General features: G+C 39.9%; 17 protein-coding genes and 1 pseudogene. 13 read left to right on the top strand and 5 right to left on the bottom strand.

The window, feature by feature from the left end:
- Nucleotides 1–608 precede the first annotated feature (608 nt).
- Nucleotides 609–1,454 (bottom strand): annotated as a pseudogene (locus tag ABVZ64_RS01020) (nucleoside recognition domain-containing protein); the annotation flags it as partial.
- Nucleotides 1,455–1,843: 389 nt separating this feature from the next.
- Between ABVZ64_RS01020 and ABVZ64_RS01015 the strand changes: the two are divergent.
- The 4 genes from ABVZ64_RS01015 to ABVZ64_RS01000 all read left to right on the top strand — a co-directional run bounded on the left by ABVZ64_RS01015 (nt 1,844) and on the right by ABVZ64_RS01000 (nt 6,766).
- Nucleotides 1,844–2,497, top strand: a complete 654-nt coding sequence (locus ABVZ64_RS01015) for a GntR family transcriptional regulator (RefSeq protein ID WP_352399199.1) — start codon at nt 1,844–1,846, stop codon at nt 2,495–2,497.
- Nucleotides 2,498–2,649: 152 nt separating this feature from the next.
- Entirely contained in the window at nt 2,650–3,642 is a 993-nt protein-coding gene (locus tag ABVZ64_RS01010) for an ornithine cyclodeaminase family protein (protein WP_352399198.1), read from the top strand.
- 213 nt (nt 3,643–3,855) lie between these two features.
- Nucleotides 3,856–5,295 (top strand): Na+/H+ antiporter NhaC family protein, encoded by a 1,440-nt coding sequence (locus ABVZ64_RS01005; RefSeq protein ID WP_352399197.1) that lies wholly within the window; start codon nt 3,856–3,858, stop codon nt 5,293–5,295.
- Between the two features lie 46 nt (nt 5,296–5,341).
- Nucleotides 5,342–6,766 (top strand): sodium:solute symporter family protein, encoded by a 1,425-nt coding sequence (locus ABVZ64_RS01000; RefSeq protein ID WP_352399196.1) that lies wholly within the window; start codon nt 5,342–5,344, stop codon nt 6,764–6,766.
- A 179-nt stretch (nt 6,767–6,945) separates the two neighbouring features.
- On the opposite strand, the gene ABVZ64_RS00995 is transcribed toward ABVZ64_RS01000, so the two are convergent.
- Nucleotides 6,946–8,349 carry a recombinase family protein gene (locus ABVZ64_RS00995; protein ID WP_352399195.1) on the bottom strand — a complete coding sequence of 468 codons (1,404 nt, stop codon included), beginning with the start codon at nt 8,347–8,349 and terminating at the stop codon, nt 6,946–6,948.
- 298 nt (nt 8,350–8,647) lie between these two features.
- Here ABVZ64_RS00995 and ABVZ64_RS00990 point away from each other — a divergent pair, with 298 nt between their 5' ends.
- Together ABVZ64_RS00990 and ABVZ64_RS00985 are read left to right on the top strand one after the other, a co-directional pair.
- Nucleotides 8,648–8,824, top strand: coding sequence for a hypothetical protein (locus ABVZ64_RS00990; RefSeq protein ID WP_352399194.1), 177 nt, complete (start codon nt 8,648–8,650; stop codon nt 8,822–8,824).
- 234 nt (nt 8,825–9,058) lie between these two features.
- The gene (locus ABVZ64_RS00985) at nt 9,059–10,030 is read left to right on the top strand and encodes a helix-turn-helix transcriptional regulator (RefSeq protein WP_352399193.1); all 972 of its coding nucleotides are present in this window, start codon (nt 9,059–9,061) and stop codon (nt 10,028–10,030) included.
- A gap of 278 nt (nt 10,031–10,308) precedes the next feature.
- Here the strand turns inward: ABVZ64_RS00985 and ABVZ64_RS00980 are convergent, their stop codons facing one another.
- Entirely contained in the window at nt 10,309–10,806 is a 498-nt protein-coding gene (locus ABVZ64_RS00980) for an amidase domain-containing protein (protein WP_352399192.1), read from the bottom strand.
- 424 nt (nt 10,807–11,230) lie between these two features.
- Here ABVZ64_RS00980 and ABVZ64_RS00975 point away from each other — a divergent pair, with 424 nt between their 5' ends.
- Both ABVZ64_RS00975 and ABVZ64_RS00970 read left to right on the top strand, forming a co-directional pair.
- Nucleotides 11,231–12,091, top strand: a complete 861-nt coding sequence (locus tag ABVZ64_RS00975; RefSeq protein ID WP_352399191.1) for a radical SAM/SPASM domain-containing protein — start codon at nt 11,231–11,233, stop codon at nt 12,089–12,091.
- Between the two features lie 90 nt (nt 12,092–12,181).
- Entirely contained in the window at nt 12,182–12,373 is a 192-nt protein-coding gene (locus ABVZ64_RS00970; RefSeq protein ID WP_352399190.1) for a YwbE family protein, read from the top strand.
- A gap of 126 nt (nt 12,374–12,499) precedes the next feature.
- Here ABVZ64_RS00970 and ABVZ64_RS00965 read toward each other — a convergent pair whose 3' ends face one another.
- Nucleotides 12,500–13,963 carry a FeoB small GTPase domain-containing protein gene (locus ABVZ64_RS00965; RefSeq protein WP_352399189.1) on the bottom strand — a complete coding sequence of 488 codons (1,464 nt, stop codon included), beginning with the start codon at nt 13,961–13,963 and terminating at the stop codon, nt 12,500–12,502.
- A 27-nt stretch (nt 13,964–13,990) separates the two neighbouring features.
- Complete coding sequence (locus ABVZ64_RS00960; RefSeq protein WP_352399188.1) at nt 13,991–14,224, bottom strand: FeoA family protein; 234 nt, start codon at nt 14,222–14,224, stop codon at nt 13,991–13,993.
- A 112-nt stretch (nt 14,225–14,336) separates the two neighbouring features.
- Here ABVZ64_RS00960 and ABVZ64_RS00955 point away from each other — a divergent pair, with 112 nt between their 5' ends.
- The 5 genes from ABVZ64_RS00955 to ABVZ64_RS00935 all read left to right on the top strand — a co-directional run bounded on the left by ABVZ64_RS00955 (nt 14,337) and on the right by ABVZ64_RS00935 (nt 18,524).
- A complete protein-coding gene (locus ABVZ64_RS00955) occupies nt 14,337–14,780 on the top strand; it encodes a metal-dependent transcriptional regulator (RefSeq protein ID WP_352399187.1) in 444 nt (147 codons plus the stop codon).
- Between the two features lie 595 nt (nt 14,781–15,375).
- A complete protein-coding gene (locus ABVZ64_RS00950) occupies nt 15,376–15,927 on the top strand; it encodes a hemerythrin domain-containing protein (protein WP_352399186.1) in 552 nt (183 codons plus the stop codon).
- A gap of 60 nt (nt 15,928–15,987) precedes the next feature.
- Complete coding sequence (locus ABVZ64_RS00945) at nt 15,988–16,320, top strand: cupin domain-containing protein (RefSeq protein ID WP_352399185.1); 333 nt, start codon at nt 15,988–15,990, stop codon at nt 16,318–16,320.
- 346 nt (nt 16,321–16,666) lie between these two features.
- A complete protein-coding gene (locus ABVZ64_RS00940; protein ID WP_352399184.1) occupies nt 16,667–17,152 on the top strand; it encodes a QueT transporter family protein in 486 nt (161 codons plus the stop codon).
- A 379-nt stretch (nt 17,153–17,531) separates the two neighbouring features.
- Entirely contained in the window at nt 17,532–18,524 is a 993-nt protein-coding gene (locus ABVZ64_RS00935; RefSeq protein ID WP_352399183.1) for a hypothetical protein, read from the top strand.
- The last annotated feature ends 221 nt before the right edge of the window (nt 18,525–18,745 follow it).

Raw genomic sequence — 18,745 nt, 5'->3', positions numbered from 1 at the left:
GATATAATTGCAAAGGCTTAACGAAGGGAACCATGGGCTTTTAGCTTAGGCTGAATTTTATCTACAAAAGACCTCTTAACCGTTTTAATACTAAGCGGTTGGGGGTCTTTTTGCGCCGTTAGGAAGATACAACCATGCATCTTAGCATACTATTTTTAACATAGGCTAAGAAAATAAAGAGTAATCAATTGAAATAAATAATGTAAGTAAAAATATTTTCGGAAAATTTTTTGATGCAAACCTATTAAAGACCAGTATTTTATGAAGGATGGACTTTACAAAAATAAACCTTGAAACAGGCATGGAAAAGATTTGTAGATCATATAAAATTATGGGATTTGGTACGGCAATCAAAGAGGTAGTTCCTGTAGGTTTTTCCTTGAAATCAAAATTTCAACCAAGCCTGGTATATTCACTTTTATGGGAAGATAAGGGGAAGGTTATATGAAAGGTATAGAAATGACTAAGTCTCACCTTGGGTTTGACTAAAGGGGAAGCCAGACCAAGAAAAGAAACTTTGTGTTGGCATAGTAGAAGGTAAAAGAAAAAAGGCACACTTGGTTAAACGAGTATGCCTTTTTTGAATGAAGCATTAGGTAAAAAGGGAATTAAATAAATAGCCTTGCTATTGTTGCAAAGAGGATACAAGATAGCACGCCAATGGAAGTTGGAATAGCAAAGGCTAGGAAGGTCCATTTAAGGCTGCCTGTTTCTTTTTTTATTGTTAATAGGGCAGTAGAACAGGGCCAGTGCATGAGAGAGAAAAGCATGGTGCAAATTGCAGTAATCCAGGTCCATCCATTGTTCACGAATAATTGTTTCATTTGAACCAGGCTATCTAATTCAAGAATACTTCCCTGTGCCATATAAGTCATGATGATAATTGGAATTACAATTTCATTGGCAGGAAACCCAAGAATGAAAGCCAAAAGGATGACACCATCCAGCCCCATAAGTGATGCAAAAGGATTTAAAAAGGCGGCACAATGATTTAAAACACTGGTATCACCCATATTTATATTTGCCATCAACCATATAACCATACCAGCAGGGGCAGCAACAACAATTGCTCTGCCTAACACAAACAGGGTTCTGTCAAAAATGGAGCGAAGGATTACCTTGCCAATTTGTGGCTTGCGATATGGAGGCAGCTCTAAGGTAAAGGATGATGGAACGCCTTTTAGGATTGTTTTGGAAAGAAGTTTTGTTACAGCAAAGGTAACCAGGATGCCTAGCACAATGACTAGTGTTAGTAATAACGAGGAGAGGAGGGAGGCCATAGGACCACCTGCTGTTCCTACAAAAAACATGGTTAGAATTGCAATTAAAGTAGGAAATCTACCGTTGCAAGGCACAAAATTGTTGGTCAGGATTGCTAGAAGGCGCTCTCTTGGGGAGTCAATAATGCGGCAGCCAACAATACCAGCAGCGTTACAACCGAATCCCATGCACATGGGATATATGATTTTGTATTACGATTTTTATTGCAGTTGCCTATAAAAATGCATCTGATGATTACATATTGTAAAGGCATAGAAAGAAAAGCATTTGTTAGAATGGGTTCAAGAATGATTTGAGTTCAGTCGTTTGGGATTGTGATACAAAGTGGATAGGATAGTAGGAATGCCTTATTGTCTATCTGGCCTGGGCATTCAGCTATTTTATTTGAACAAAATTCATCTCATTGGCAAATTAACTATAAATGTTGCTTTGGGAAAAGTATATTAGCAATTCTTCATAAAAAATAGAACTTAAGTTTAGGACTTATATCAGTATACAAGATTGTATACAATAGTGTATTATTGATTTATAAAACATAGGATAAACTGGAAAGGAAGATCTGATGGAATTAAATGGACAGAGACCCGAGGACTATATTTATTACTATATCAGACAGCAAATTATAGCAAGAGAGTTGTATCCGGGGAACAAAATTGTTGAGGAACAGCTGGCTGCAGAAACTGGAATTAGTAGGACCCCCATTCGGGCAGCTTTAAAACGACTAAGCTATGAGGGATTATTGGTTTCTTATCCCATGAAGGGCTCTTTTGTTGCCATGCCAACCAAAAAAGATATGCAGGATGCATATGAGTGCAGGAAACTTTTAGAAGCGGAAGCCACTAGGTGCGCTTGCTATCATATTACGGATGAAGAATTGAAGGAACTTGAGGACATTTTTAAACAGCAGATTATCGTTCATGAAGCCCACGATATGCAGGCATTTTTAGAAATTAATGAGAAGTTTCATCTTGTTATTGCCAAAGCATCAAGGAATTCTTTTTTTCAGAAGTATATTCAAGAGCTGACCATTCGGTGCAACGTATTTTTGCTGTTTTATGATAAGTTTCAAGTTACACCACTGGAAGATTCCTTTGCTATTCGGGAACACAAAATAATTATGGATGCGTTGCGTCAAAGAGACCCGCAAAAATGTTATCAGGCGGCAATTGAACATAATCAAAGTACCCTAGATCAATTGAACGAAGATAGGATTTAGTGTGAAAGAGAAAAAGGACATTTCTGTAATCCAGCTTGGCGGCACGGTACAGAAAAGCCCTTTCTTACCCATGGTCTGGGTTTTCTCATTATACACTAATTTTTATAGAAGTGCAAACATTACAAAAATTAGATGGTAAGGAGGAAGGATTTATGAAGAAAGTTGAGTTTTTGTATTTATCTCAGGAGGATGTAATTTCCTTGAATATTGGATGGGAGGAAATTATTGCATCGATAGAGAGAGCATGCAGTGAGCAAGCAAAGGGTACCATCGAGTGTCCACCCAAAAGAGGTGTACATTCCAGAGAGGATTGCTTTATACATGAAATGCCTGTTTATCTAAAAGGGATGGATGCTTGTGGCATTAAGTGGGTTAGTGGGTACCCTTCAAATTACAAACATGATTTGCCCCAGATTTTAGGGATACAGATTATGAATTGCCCTGAAACTGGAGTGCCTACTTGTATTATGGATTGTCGCTGGCTGACTGCAGTGCGAACAGCAGCAGCAACAGCAATCACAATGAAATATTGTGCAAGAAAGGATTCGAAGAAAATTGCAATTATTGGTGCTGGTGTGCAAGGCAGAATGCACCTATTGGCGATTAAAAATGTTTTGCCCTCCATTGAAACTTGCCATATTTGTGATGTGAAGGAGAGTATGCTGGAGGATTATCGCCTCAAAATGCCAGAAAAAAGCGGATGTGAAGTGATTCCTTTTACTTCCGTAGCGGAAGCAGTAAAGGATGTTGATATTATTGTAACTTGTACCCAAAAATTACATGCGCCTATCATTCCGGCTGAGGCAATCAAACCGGGCATGGTTGGTGCAGGGCTTGAAGCAGGCCGTGCATGGCCCAAAGAGTTACTCCACGGCGGTGTAGATAAAATTATTACTGACCATTTAGAACAGACTATGTCCTATGGTACGACAGGTGCGTTCCAAGGTGGTTTGCCCGAATTTTACTGCCAATTAGGAGAGTTGGTAAACGGTAAAATTGGTAGAAAAAATGACAACGAGAGCTTTTTGGCATTTAATATTGGCTTTGCGGCAGAGGATATTGCCTTAGGACAATATATATATGAAAAGGCAGTGGAGAAAGGCATTGGCAGAGTATTGCCATTGATGGAAGTGGCCGATTTTTAAGTAAAAAACAAAGCATGACAAAGGAAAATTGATTTTACATAAGCTAGTAAATGATTCCCTGAAAACAAGTCTTACATCCCCTCTTTGATATGTAAGGCTTGTTTTATAAAAGCATACATGTAATTTTTAATACTATTCGGCCCCCCGTTGGCTTTAAAACGGAACTGCTGGCTAATATCAAAAAGCATAATTAGCCCAGATTTTGGAGTTAGTATGAAAGAGAAAAAAACAAAAAAAGTTCCAAGGAAGATTTCTTTAGTAGAGTCAATCCTACTACTGATTGTTTTTGTTGTGATTATGATATGGACCGCTTTAATAGCAAAGGCGCCTACTGCCATGGGGGTTTTATATTGTGCAGTGATTTGCGGCGTTTATGGCGTTTATTTAGGACATGGATGGGACGACTTATTTTCCAACGTGTATAAGGTTGCACAAACTGCTATGCCTGCGTTGTATTTCTTGATGTTAACGGGCTTTGTTTCAGCCGCATGGATTGCAAGTGGAACAATCCCGTATATGATTTATCTTGGCCTAGGCATTATTAAGCCTGCAATATTTCTGTTTTCAGCCTTTTTGATGACGGCAGTTGCAGCTATGGTAACAGGTACAAGTTGGGGCATATTAACCTCTTTAGGCTTGGCTCTGGGTGGTATTGCAACGGGATTGGGTATTCCCTTGCCTATGGCCGCCGGTGCAATTGTTTCAGGGTGTTTTTTGGGAGATAAGTGGTCCCCCTTATCGGATACACCCAACCTGGCTGCTGCTTCCACAGGACAGAATATTATTAAACTATTTACCAACATGATTCCAACTGCCGGTGGCGGTGCGTTGATTGCTGGGATCATCTATTTGGTGATGGGGTTTATGCTGCCCCAAAGTGGGGGAGCAAGCATAGGGGAGATTACAACTTTACGGGATGGTCTTGCGGCATCCTTTGATTTTAACATTTTGTTGCTAATTCCTATTATTTTTGTTTTTGTCTTTGCTGCTATGAAATATCCTGCTTTACCAGTATTGTTTATTGGCGTTATTTTAGGTATGGGCGAAGCTGTAATTTTTCAGGGGGTAGGATTTAAGGAAATCACAGGTATTGTTTGGAATGGATACAAGTCTGCAACCGGCAATTTGGTAATTGATTCACTATTAAGTCGTGGTGGCTGTATGAGCCTTGCAGGTCTTGTAATGTTATTGTTTGCCGCGTTTACCTTTGCAGGCTTACTAGAGAAAATTGGTGTTTTAGATACAATTATGGAAAAATTATTGAATCGGGTAAAGAGCCAAGGAGCCTTGGTGCTTTGTAATGTGTTAACATCAATGGCAACTGTGCTACTAAGCTCATCTGTTTATGTATCTATCATTTTAAACGGAAGAATGTATGATAAGGCTTACCGTAAAATGGGGTTAGATATGGTTTGTTTGTCTAGAACTTTATCTGAAGGGGCAGCCCACTATGGCGGATTGGTGCCATGGAGTGGTGGCGGAGTGCTTGTGATTTCTACCCTTGGCGTGCTCCCTTGGAGTTATGTGCCATATGCCTTCGCTGCATGGGCAGCAACACTGCTAACTGTTCTTTTTGCTTATTTCAATATTTTTATGCCAAAAGCAGACTATGATGAAAATCTTGAGTTGGTGGAGGAAGGGGTGGCACTTTAGCCAGGGAATACACAAGGAAATGCAGAAAAAGTAGGGAGGATAAGGAATGAAGCTAAATATTGGTGGGCTGGATATATGCATTATTTTTGTATATATGCTGGTAATTCTCTACGTTGGACTTTGGTGCAGAAAAAAAGTGAAGAATTCTGATGATTATTTTGTTGCATCCAGAAGTTTGGGTACACTGGTCATAGCGGCAACAGTCTGCGCCTCCATCCTAGGAGGGTCAGCAATGATTGGCCGTGGAGGAATTATGTATTCATCAGGTTTGGTTGGCATCATGCTTGGGTTACCGTATTTGCGTGGTATGTATATTTTTTCTGCAATGTCTGGACGCATTCAAGGCATAGGGGCAAAGTACAATATTAAGTCAATACCTGAGCTTATGGAGTATCGCTTTGGGCGAAAGGCTCGGTTGCTGATTGCGGGGCTAATTTCTTTTGCTATGATGGCTACGGTTGCCAGTCAACTGGCGGCTTTTGCCACTGTACTACGGACAGTGACAGGCGTATCCTTTGAGATTGGAGTTTGGATTGCCCTTTTTATCATCGTTGGTTATACATCTGTATCTGGTTTGTTTGGTGTGGTCTATACGGATGTATTGCAGTTTTTGGTATTGATTTCGTCTGTATATCTGATTTTACCAATACTGAGCGTAGAAAAAATTGGTGGTTTAAAAGTTTTGTTTGAATCAGTGCCCGCTGATCATTTAAAAATGAATATAACACCGGATATTATCGGTATTATTTTTACAACGTTAATCTTCACATTTGCTGGGGCAGAAATGTGGCAAAGAGCTTTTTCATCAAAAAGCCCAAAGGTTGCAAGACGGGGAATGTTTATTGGAAACACTGTTTATGCCGGTACAATTTTTGTGACCTTAATACTATCATTGTCAGCGGTTGTCCTTTTTCCCGATGTGGTTGAGGTGTATGGAACAGCAGATGCTGCGTTACCTGCATTAATTGTTGGGGTGCTCCCAACGGGACTCTTGGGTTTAGCCATTTCCGGCATTATTGCAGTCATTATGTCAACGGCAGATACATATTTATTGATCTCTACGCAAACCTTCGTGGTTGATTTTATGGAACCACTGATGAGTAGAGAGTTATCTCAAAAAGAGGAGTTACGGTATTCAAAAATTTTTACGGTGATTGGAGGGATTGTTGCTGTAATCATCGCTCTTTATGTAGAGGGAGTGTATAATGTGTTAATGTTTGCTTGGACTTTTTATGCTGCCTCTGTTGGTATCCCCGCTGTATTAGCCTTATTTTGGAAAAAGGCAACAGCAGGAGGAATTATTTGGGGGACATTAGCAGGATTTTTCGGCAGCATTGCATGGAAGTTTTTGGGTACGCCATTGGGGATGAGTGAGGTTTTGGTTGGCACTGGTTTATGCATTTTATGTTCGGTAGGGATTTCTTTGCTGGAAAACAAGAAAAATAAATGTTCTAGATTTCCTACGTGTTAGATTTTTACAAAAGGTTATTGAAAAAAGGCAAAACTGTACTCTTAGTTCTGCCTTTTTCAGTTATGTATTTTTGTTGCCAAATATAAAAAAATGGGTTACGGTATATTTTCCTTTTAATTGATGCTATAATTTTTGTATTACGAAACGTTGAGGATAATATAACAAATGGGGTTGGTAAATTATAATCTCCATAGCAGTTTCACATTGTCCCCGTTGATTTCAATTCGTTGGATAAGGGTTGCAATCAGCAACCTTTGGGCATCCAAATCTAAGGTTTTAAAACCTGTTTCAAAGGTGCTTATTGTTCCAATAAAGGGGGTGAGGGTATGGGTATTGCCCTCTTTGCTAGGGAGTTGTTCAAGTAGAATTTTCTTTTCTTGGTCTAGGGCAGCCGCCTTGTCGGTTAGTATTTCTATAGGTAGGCTACCTACCTGGTACAGCTCAATGAGTTTTGTTAGCTGTTTGTTAATGGTGTCAATGCGGGAGTTGATTTTTTCTGCAACGATTGGGTGATTTTTGTTGTATGCAGGTTTTAGAATAAGCTGCTGAATCATCTCTTTATTTTCCAGTAGCTCACTGATGGTTTCTATTACTATGGAGTCCAGCTCTTGAATGTTCCAATTTTCGTTTCTACAGTTTGGATCCATAATAAATTTTGAATAAGACTTTGAGCGAGAATAACATTTATAATAACCATGGTTTGCACTATACCGTGCACCGCAACGGCCACAATAAATCAAACTGGATAAAAGGTACCCTCCACGAAAAGGGGACTTTTGTGCTGTGTTTTTTCCATTCTGACGTTGTTGAGAGTTTAGCAGACGTTGCACTTCATTGAATTGATCTAGAGAGATTATTGGTGTATGTTTTCCGTCATATGCAACACCTTTAAAATGCACCTTGCCAATGTAGAGGGTGTTTTTTAGGGCATTACTGATGGCTGCTGCTGTCCAGTTACGATTTTTATATTTGCCATTCATGCTTTTTGTTATGGCATTGATACTTTTTCCCTGAATAAACAGGTTATAGATCTCCTCAATTTGCATTGCTTCATAGTCATTTACCATTAATTCACCATTTACATAATCATAACCATGGGGTGCATTTCCACCGCCATGAAAGTAGCCTGCTTTTCCTCGGCCAATTCTACCCATGGTGAATCTTTCTGTAATTTGATCCTTTTCCAACTGGGCAAACACCGATAAAATACCTATCATTGCCCGACCGAAGGGGGTAGAGGTATCAAAATTTTCGTTTATGGAGATGAAGTCAACATTGTGCGAAAGGAACTGATCCTCAATCAGCATGAGGGTATCTTTTTGGCTACGGCTTAGACGGTCAAGCTTATAAACGATTACAGCATCTACATTCACCTTTATCATATCATCAAGCATTTGTTGCAAGGCAGGGCGATGCATATTGCCTCCGGAAAAGCCACCGTCGGTATATATTTTTATCAAAACCCAGCCTTTCGCCTTGCAATATGCCGTTATACGATGAATTTGCTCCTCGATGCTATAATTTTCAAGCTGATTGTCAGTGGATACACGGACGTAGCCAAAAACCGCATATGTTTTATCCATGGGTTCAGCTCCTTGAAATCCCTTTCCCACATATAGGGCTGTGGGGGATTATGGGTTATTAATAAATGATATGTTAGGTTACAAGGTTTTATCAATGAAAAAACCCCAGACCTTTGTCTATTATCCTACCTATACTGTCAACGCCTTTGAAGGCTAATTGTGCATTTCATTTGATTAGAAAGAAGGCGTATTAAGAAGATAAAAGATTAAACAATGGGAAAATCCCAAGGCTAGTTGCTCAGGTGGGGTATAGGACAAATTTTAGCTTTCATAAGTATAAGGCAAGGGGGGTGTTGGCATGACAGAACAAAGGCAAAAGCGGAAAGGAAAGATGACCCATTTCATGGCAAACGGTGAGGTTAGAAACAGCGTGAGAGGGTATGTGACAAGGGAGGACCAATTACCAGAAACAGCAAGAAGACTACTTTGCAATATGTTTCAAGAAAATACCACAAATATTGATAAATGGGTGTAAGCCCTATGGACAGACAAGCCTTTTGAGGAAAGCAGGGTTATACAATGGGCTTTGGACATGGTAGAAAAGGTAAAACCTGATTGCTATAGATAGAAGCCCGCCATAGTCAAGGCGGGAAAAAGCTAAGAGGGTTGAACCAAAAAAGTGGAAGAATAACAGCAAGTAAAATCAAGCCAATGATCCCAAATTTCTTTATAATAAAATTAGGGCGATGGAAATGAGGTGAACATAAAGATGTACCGGTGGCATAAGCAAATTCAATGCATTGTAGACGAAATTGATGAATGTATTACCCGCCAGGACGATGAGGCACTAACGCTACGGGTTCTTTCCCATAAGTTGGGTTATTCTGAGTTTCATACAACGAGAAAATTTAAAGAGATTTCGGGTATGCAATTTAGAGACTATTTACGACTTCGGAAGTTAGCTTTTGCATTAAAAGAAGTTCGAGATGGGGAAAAGAGCATTTTGGAAATTGCCCTTGACTATGGGTTCTCATCCAATGAAGCTTTTACAAGAGCTTTTAAGGGTGCATATGGTATAACGCCAAGTGAATACCGAAAAAAGCCAAAGCCTGTTGTCCTTCGTACAAAAATTAACCCTTTCGATCGCTACTTTTTCGGTTTTGGAGAGATTGGAATGATAAAATCCACAGAGGATGTTAAAATTTATTTGGTAACCATTTCTGCACACAAATTTTTGCACATTAAAAATTATGAAAGCAATGGATATTGGGACTTTTGGCAAAAACAAAGCCTTATTCCCGGACAAGACTATGAAACGATTTGTGGCTTGCTGGATAGTATTAAGGGCAAACTGGATGACGATGGAGGGAGCCAGCCTAACAGCGGCAGTGGTCAAATTATGGCATATATGAATGATCCCAAGGGAAGACTCTGCGATTGGGGGATTCCCCGTACGGAATGTTATGGCGTACGCCTTTCTATTGATGATAAAGGGGAAGTGCCACCCCAAATGCTCATGGTGGATGTGCCTGAAGGGGAATATTTGGTTTTTGAGCATGGACCATTTGATTACGAGCAGGAAAATCGAAGTGTTGAGGAAAAAATTGAAAAGGCAATGGCTACTTTTGATTTTGAAAGCACGGATTACTGTTTTGACACTTCCCCAGGCAGATTGATTTATTTTTATTTTAATCCTGAACGGCATTTTAAGTATCTAAGACCAGTGGAAAAAACAAAGTAAAAATAACCACCTTCGTAGGGAAATTTGCATGAAATTGAAGTTTTGCGAGGTTGAATTCATATTCCTGGACGCAAAGTCAAATGGTTAAAATGTGTATAAAAGCAACTATGAAGGCAGCATAACCTGCTAGGCAAGCAATTAAAAAAAACAGTAGTTATGAAAAGTACTTAAAATATATAGGTACTGAGGTTATTGAGTTTTACCACTAGGGCTCAACTTCCTTTATAAGTATGCCTTGGGGTGATACCAAGGCGGAGTGGCATGATGCTAGCGAAGAATTACCAGGAGTTTACATGGGTGATGTGCAAATACCTCACATTAACATACTCATACGTATCCAATGGGCGGTTGTCAGTGTCAAGGGTGTGTGCCGCCACAAGGATGTTTGCGGGAGAGGGGCTTGCTCCAACGGAAACAATTACCGTGGAATGAGTGTATGCCATTCCCTCTGATGCAAGTTGAATAATATCCCCCGGTGCAACTTGAGTCATATCTGTTTCTACCCCAACAGGACCCACTCCCAGATTTTTTACAAGGAATTTGTACAGGAATTCAACGCCAGTCCACGCTGGAGCCCGGTTGTTTAGGCTGTAATAATACCAGCCGAAGGTGGGTTTTGGATTCATAACCCCAGCACCGGCATACACCGCCTGAGATACGAAATTTGTGCAGTCTCCACCAAGAAGATCAAAGTTATAAAATTGAGGATTGCGGCCATATGCCCATTGGTGAGCATAGGATACCGCTTTTTCTCTATCATAGGGTGCTTTTTTCATGGTTTTCACCTCCTTTCTATTGTATGGAGGGGGATGTATGAATGTGTATGGTGGAACTTACTTAGGTAAATTTTACTATGAAGCATTCCCTTAAATTTACGGCCAATTCGGTAAGGAGGGCAAAGCCTTTTTTCTGTTTTATGATGCAGGCTCTTTTGGAAAGAGAGTCATGTTTTCAGCTCTGCTCATGTGGCGGTTTGGCCATAAGCAAGAATAGTTTGATTTGAAAGTCAGCCGTTTTTGGCAATGATACACCATGTAAGTTTAAGGGGAAGAAAAAAGATTTGATTTATTCCGAAACTTGGGTTAATGTTTATTTGCGGTACAGTCAATGGTTTAAAGCCATAAATTTGTCAACTGAATGAAGGAAAAAGTATTAGTAATTTCAATTTTTGGGTAAAAGCAATGAAAGTGAGCAAACCTTATGAAGAAAATATCTCGTGTCTACATCGAAATCACAAATGTGTGTAATCTGTCCTGCAGTTTTTGTGTTGGGAACCCTCGTGAATCACGGTTTATGACGATTGATGAGTTCTCATATATCATTCAGCAAGCAAAGCCGTATACGGACCATATTTATCTCCACGTATTAGGGGAGCCTTTGATTCACCCTCAGTTGGAGGAAATTTTAGCTGTGGCCCATGGCCTTTCCATGAACGTGAATATTACTACAAACGGTACGTTGTTTCCCCAAACCCAAGAAATTTTGTTGCATGCATCTGCATTACGAAAAGTCAGCGTATCGTTGCACAGCATGGAGCAAGGCAGTGCATATTCTAAGGAAGCGTATCTGCAAGGTGTGGCGAAGTTTGTTACAGCTGCAACAGCAAAAGGGATTTTTTGTGAACTGAGGATGTGGAATTTGGGGGCAAATGACATTGACAATGAGGGGATTTTTATCCCTTTATGCAGCTTTTTAGGATTGAAGGGAGCTGCCCAAGATGAGGCAAGAAGCAAACTTAGGCAGAGAGGCAATACCACACTGGCGCCTAGGCTTTTTCTGGGAAAGGCTGAACGCTTTACATGGCCCAGTTTGGACCAACCACCTACAAATCAGCCTATTTTTTGTCATGGGCTACGTAGCCAGATGGCGGTTTTATGTGATGGAACCGTTGTGCCTTGCTGTTTAGATAGCCGAGGGGATATTGCTCTGGGAAATATTTTTGAAAAACCACTTACGGAAATTCTATGGGGTGATCGTGCTCAGGCCCTCTATAAAGGTTTTTCGGCACGACAGCCTAGTGAGGAACTTTGTCGTCGGTGTGGGTATGCAACCCGTTTTTAGAAAAAAACAAAGGGGGATGCCTTAGGTTTGTTCAATTGAAATAACTGCTTGAACAAGAAGCATAGAATACGGTAGGAAGAAGGAGAGTTTATGAACGGACAAAACAGAGCAGATGTTAAGATTGGCGGGAGAGTTAAAATTGTATTAAAGGCTGATCAAAGGACAGGAAAACTTACCGAAGGGATAGTTGGGAAAATTTTGACCAACAGTAACTTTCACCCCCATGGGATTAAAGTAATGTTAACAGATGGGCAGGTAGGACGGGTACAGGAAATTTGCTGATTTCATTGGAAAAGGAATCAAGTAGAAAAACATTGCTTGACCCATTTACCCAGGGTTTTTTGTAGAAGGACAATAGATATTTTTATTTATCATTTTCATTGATACAAAAAAATCAAAACGCTGTGTTTATGGTGAAATTTTATATGTTCTATCAGATAAAGAAAAGCCTATGGGAAACGCGTGGGCTTTTTTTGGTGGTGGTAAATTATCTTTGTAGAAATAAGAACTGGTCATGCATGGGTTTCCTTCAACCCCGAAATTAAGTTGCAAAATAGTATACCCCATGCACATGGTTAGTGCCTGCTTTCCGCAAGCACAACAACGCTTAAAGGATTTATCTAGGTTATAGGCAACCCTTGGCAAATAGCCTGCATCCTCTAGCAATGTAAACAAAGGAAAGAAGATAGCCATTGGCGGCAGCATAACGGAAACAACCCATGCCAAAACACGATAGACCCCTAATATCAAAATTCCGTGAAGCCAGTCAGGGGCGTTCATATATTGAAAGAGCTCAGTCAGGCGGTCTTGCACCCAAAACAAACCATCTGCCAATGCTTGGGACGGATAGTTTGCACCGGTTATGGTTAGCCAAAACACCAGAGCAAGAAGTGCCAGCATTATGGGGTAACCTGTAAGCTTACTGGTAAGAATTTTATCTATTTTTCTGTCAGATGCATGATAGCCTTCCTTTTCATGGGTCACAGCACCAAGGCAAACTTTTTCTGCTTCGGCAACAATGGAAGAAACAATTTTATCCTTGAATTGATCTAAGGTTAACTGGTATTTTGCTAGAATGGCTTTTGCTGCATCCAATGCTTCGGTTAAATCCCCATCTCTTAAAAAATCAGCCCCCAAGTAAGAATCAATTTCTTTGATCAACGACTGATCCTGATCTAGCAATTTGATACTCAACCATCGGCTATTTAATTTCCCCCCGGCTTTTTTGTTTACGACGGGTTCCAAAACAGCAATGGCTTCTTCAATTTCCTTTTGGTAGCGCAGCGATAAAGGGGTAGGCTTAATACTGCCATCGGTAACTTTATCAACAACATCCATAAGGTCAGAGAGGCTTTTCTTTTTTCTTGCCACAGCACCAACGACAGGTACACCCAGCCTTTGAGAAATTGTATCTAAGTCTATTTTAATATGCTTCCTTTTTGCCTCATCCATTAGGTTAATGCAGACAATTACCTTTTCCGAAATCTCAATAGTCTGCAACACCAGGTTTAAATTTCGCTCCAAGCAAGTTGCATCGCACACAACAACTACGGCATCGGGATTGCCAAAGCAGATAAAATTTCTGGCTACTTCCTCTTCGGCGGAATGGGCCATAAGGGAATATGTTCCCGGAATATCCACAAGAACGTAAGAGTGACTCTTGGTTGAGCAAAAGCCCTGGGCATTGGTTACCGTTTTTCCCGGCCAGTTTCCGGTGTGCTGATTCATGCCTGTAAGACCATTGAACACCGTGCTTTTCCCTACGTTTGGATTGCCTGCAAGGGCAATCACCTTATCATCAGGTGTTTGTTTTTTAATTTCTAAGCCAGAATCAATTGCCCTGATTCCGATAGAACTATTTGTGAGACCCATTTGTGCACCTCCCCCTTTTTATTCCGATTACATTTTCGTTACTATAATATTTTTACAGTCTTCAGAGCGTATTGCGATTACAGCACCACGAATTAAGAAAGCGGAGGGGTCGCCGCCAGGACTTCTGCCAAGACATTCAACATCTGTATTTTCAACCAAACCAATATCTAACAACCGCCTACGCATACTGCCTGTAGACAGTAAAGCATTGACAATAGCGTGTTCACCAGGATTTATATCATTCAAAGAATTGACATTCATAGTAATTCCGCCTTTCGAATAAATTTAGGTTAAGGAAACTTTCTAAGACCATAGTATTCTAGTATTACAGAAACGTGTATGTTATGGGTTATAAAATTAAGGGGAAAAAATAATGAATATGTCAGATGAGTTTTACACCTTAAAGGGATATCAATTAAATGAAGACATAGAGTTGACCTCTGCCATGGAGGATTACTTAGAAATGGTGTATCGAATTTATAAAGGTAGCGGAATTGTGCGGGTAAGTGATTTGTCCAAGATGCTGAATGTGAAACCCTCCTCCGTTACGAAAATGGTTCAGCAGCTTAAGGATTTGGGCTATGTTCATTCCGAAAAGTATGGACAGATAGACCTAACCGAGCTGGGATTTGCCCAAGGGGAATATCTCTTATATCGCCACGAGGTAGTGAACGGATTTTTACGCATACTGAACCAATCGGACAATGAGTTGGAGCAGGTTGAAAAAATCGAACATTTCTTAAACCGCAAAACCGTTGAAAACCTTAGCAAGCTTACCCAATGGTTGCAGGTGCAAAAGGGAGATGGTCCGTTTTAACTTATACTTTTTTTAATGATGGGAATTTTTCATAATAGTTGGTGATTGTTGCATAAAAAGATGGTCAAGTGGGACAGGGTGTTTCAGAATCTTTACAAGATGATATATACCCAGTTCCCCTTTTTGCCATAGGAAGTGTGTGATGAAAAGATATTACACAACAAAGCAAATCGTGTGGTTGTTTTGCTTTTCGTTTTTGATAGCCTATTGTAAAACGTCATATGCCCTTAGAATTTTAGGGATATGCCTTTTTTTGCATCCTATTTTTGTGGTTTGGGAAGTTGAAATTTATTGGGGTTTTTATATCTAGTTTTATGGAAGGTAGAATTTTCATTTTTTATTTAAATTGTGTTGTTTTTACAACAGAGTAAAATAACACTTTGGTATATCGTATACCTATGAAACAGATTTGAAAAACTATGGGAAACTTGTGTCAGGATGGATTGAAAGTTATTTTGGGATTACTCCAGCATTTGAAGGCAATACTATTTTTAAGTAAGTGTGATAAAGGAAAAAATGATAAATCGTATTTGTGGACAAACAGGATGTGGAGTTAAGAAGAAATAAGATGTGGCCACAAGATGAGGAGGCGTATATGGACGGAATTCAGTTACTAATGGAAGAACATAAAAATATTATTAAGCTTACACAGGTGATGAAGGAGGAGTGCATTGAAATTTTGGAGGGAAAGGCTGTTGATACACAGCGGTTTCGAGAGTTTATTTATTTTTGCAGGGTTTATGCAGATAAGCACCACCATGGAAAAGAGGAAAAAATTCTTTTTCGCATTATGATGGCAGAATTGGGAACGGTGGCGGAAAAGTTAATTCGTACAGGTATGTTGGTAGAACATGACTTAGGCCGATATCATTTGGGTGAGCTGGAAAAGGCACTTGAGGAATATGATAAAGGGCCATCATCGGCAGTGAAGCTTGATGTTATAACCAATGCATCGGAATATGCTGCCCTTTTGAAAAGGCATATCGAGAAAGAGGACAATGTGGCATTTACCTTTGCAAACCGAAGCTTGCCACTGGGATTCCTTGAGTTGGTAAATCAGGAGACAGAGGAATTTGAGGGTTCACTTGAGGCGGAAGAAACAAAAAGACAGTTTGATGACTGGTTAAGCAAACAAAACATTCAGTAAACAGCAAAGAATAGAAGAACTAGGAAAAAGATAAATACAAAAAATTATGAGGTGATATGAATGAATGAAAAGCTGAAAAATATCAAAAAAGCACAGATTTTAACCTTCAAAGATGAGATTTCCTATCAGGATGGACAGGTTGTAAGTAAGACTTTGGTGCAAAATTCAGCAGTAAGCATGACCATTTTTTCTTTTGACAAAGGGGAAGAAATTAGCTCCCATGAATCCGATGGGGATGCCGTTGTGACTTGCTTGGATGGGGTAGGACAAATTACAATTGACGGGGTTAAATATGAGCTAAAGGAGGGGCAATCCATCGTGATGCCTGCCAAGCATCCCCATGCTGTTTTGGGCAAAGAAAGATTTAAGATGTTATTGGTGGTTGTTTTTTGATATAGTCCTTAGAAGCAAAGGGAAACACCCAGATGGTTTATGATAAGCCCTTTGTCATAAGGGCTTTTTATTTTTGTCAAAACAGATTCCTTCGTGGATGCTTATCGGGGAGCACACTGGATGATGCCCTTAGAAAAAGAAACAATAAAAAACAAATTTGGGTTTATCGGGGTATACCTATGCTTCCTAGCGGCCAAAGCATTGCCAAGAAAATAACCCTTGCATTTTTGGGGAAACCCCTGTATAATGCCATATGTTAAGGATAATTAAATATATGAGATGTTCCTTGCTACGGACGGAAGACCGTCCCACCATCTCGTAAAATAAAAAACAGGGGGTTTTTTTTATGGAAAAAAACAAAGTATCTACAAAACTTTTGGTTGTGACGGCCATGGTCGCCGCAATCTATGTTGTTATGACAACAGCAATTGCGCCATTGGCCTTTGGTCCCATCCAATTGCGTATCTCAGAGGTTTTGGTGCTTTTGGCGTTTATTGATAAGCGCTATGTGCCCGGGCTGATTTTAGGCTGCTTTATTGCAAATTTATTTAGCCCTTTTGGAATGATGGATGTGTTCTTTGGCACAACCTGTACTGCGGCAGCACTTTGGGGAATCACCCACAGCAAAACATTATTCGGTGCTAGCTTGTGGCCTGTATTTTGCAATGCTTTTATTGGTATTGAGCTTTACTTATTAGGGGAATGCCCTTTGGTTTTTGGTATGTTTACCGTTGCCCTAGGTGAGTTTTTGGCTGTATCCTGTTTGGGATATGCTGTTTTCCGCCAGTTGATGAAAAATCCGGGGCTTATGGCACGGTTGAAATTAGCATAATTGATAAAAAAAGGACGTCATTGTTGGGAAACCATGGCGTCCTTATTTATATGGGAAAATATGGGTTTTTGTTGGAGTGCTTACCCATGGTTCCTTTGGTGAGATAAAGGAGATTTTTCGTATTATGGGGAAGGTAACGACAAAAAGGGAAGATTTGTGGGGCTTTTCCTTACTTGCAAAAGGAAATGGAATCATTGCATATTTAACTGGCTAAATCATATAAAAGAGTATAAGAATGGCTCAACCACGAGAGAGCGAGGGGGAATCAATAGAATAAATATGCTTGTTCCCATTCATTCTTGGATTGCAAAAACCAACTTTTGGGATTTTTAAAATATTTTTATTTTTGTGGGCATATATTGGAGGGGGAGGTGGAAGAATGAAACGAAAACGATGGGTGATCGTCGCTGTTGTTTGTGTTCTAATTGGTGGATATACAGCGGGTATTTATGGGCAGACGGATAAGCTGACGAAAAAGCAAATAACAGGCATGAATGAGAAGAATCAAGAGGACATAGCAAAAAGCGTACTGAAGGATACGGGCAGAATGGATACTTATGATTTAAACGACTTGAATAAAGTAACGGTGTATTATGGAAATGTGAATGGGGATAAAGAACAAGGTGAAAAAGATGTGGTGGTTTCTGTAAACTTTGGTCCTAAGGATACAGTGGTTGCAGCATATACGCCTAGCGGAGAGGTATATGAGTATGTAGGAGATATAGGGAAATTTTATCAAGTGGATAACATTCAGTTTGTTCCCGTTGATTCGTTGGGCAAGGATGTTGTTATAGTGCAGGAAACTGCAAACCAGATGGTAGGTGCTTTTGAAAACTCCACACTTTTGCGGGGATTTTTGTATAATAGGGATTCAGATTTTTCATCTGTTTTAAATACAACAATTGCAATTGAAGCCACTTGGAATGAAATTTGGAACAATCCGGAGTTGGAAGACCCCAACAACTGGGTGAAGGTACGTGAAGCCGCAGATGCCAAATGGAATACCCAAGGGGATGCACCTAAGTTGAACCTAACGCGGTATCAAAAATATTTGGTTGCAGGTGATACTGGAAAGCAATTGCCGTCAGATGCTAAGTTTGTGCAGCAGAGCGATCGTGTTGTAATAGAGGAAATTTATTGGTCTCAACAATGGAATCGATTTATCATTGGTGAGGCGATAGAAAAAAAGACTGGCAAACCTATCGCTGTATTGCAAGACATAGACAATGGCCCTTATGCTTTGGCAGGCCTTATTGAAAATACTTATTTGGTACAAAGGGAAGACGGAAGTCAGGAGCTACTTCCAGAGGATGAGCTGGAGTGGACCAAAAAACCAACGGAAACCGTTCAAATGACGAATTTCAACCCATAAAATTGCTGTGTGTAAGGGGAAATATTTGCTGATATCTAAAAATTTTGCGTTTTTCAGATATTATGATATAATATTCATAGTTTTTTCGTAAAAGCCTTATGTAGAACCTTTTTATCCCACCGCCTTTTGATGGGGCGGTGGGAGGTTTTTTGTGATCAAGTATTGGGTGGACAAGCTTTAAAAGGGCATAAGGCGGCAAAGAAGCATTGGCTTTAGGGAAA

Origin of the sequence: Anaerotignum sp., from assembly GCF_040307045.1 — a bacterium.
Lineage (GTDB): Bacteria > Bacillota > Clostridia > Lachnospirales > Anaerotignaceae > Chakrabartyella.
Note: the sequence above shows the minus strand (reverse complement) of the source record. Positions and strands in the feature narration are given on the sequence as shown.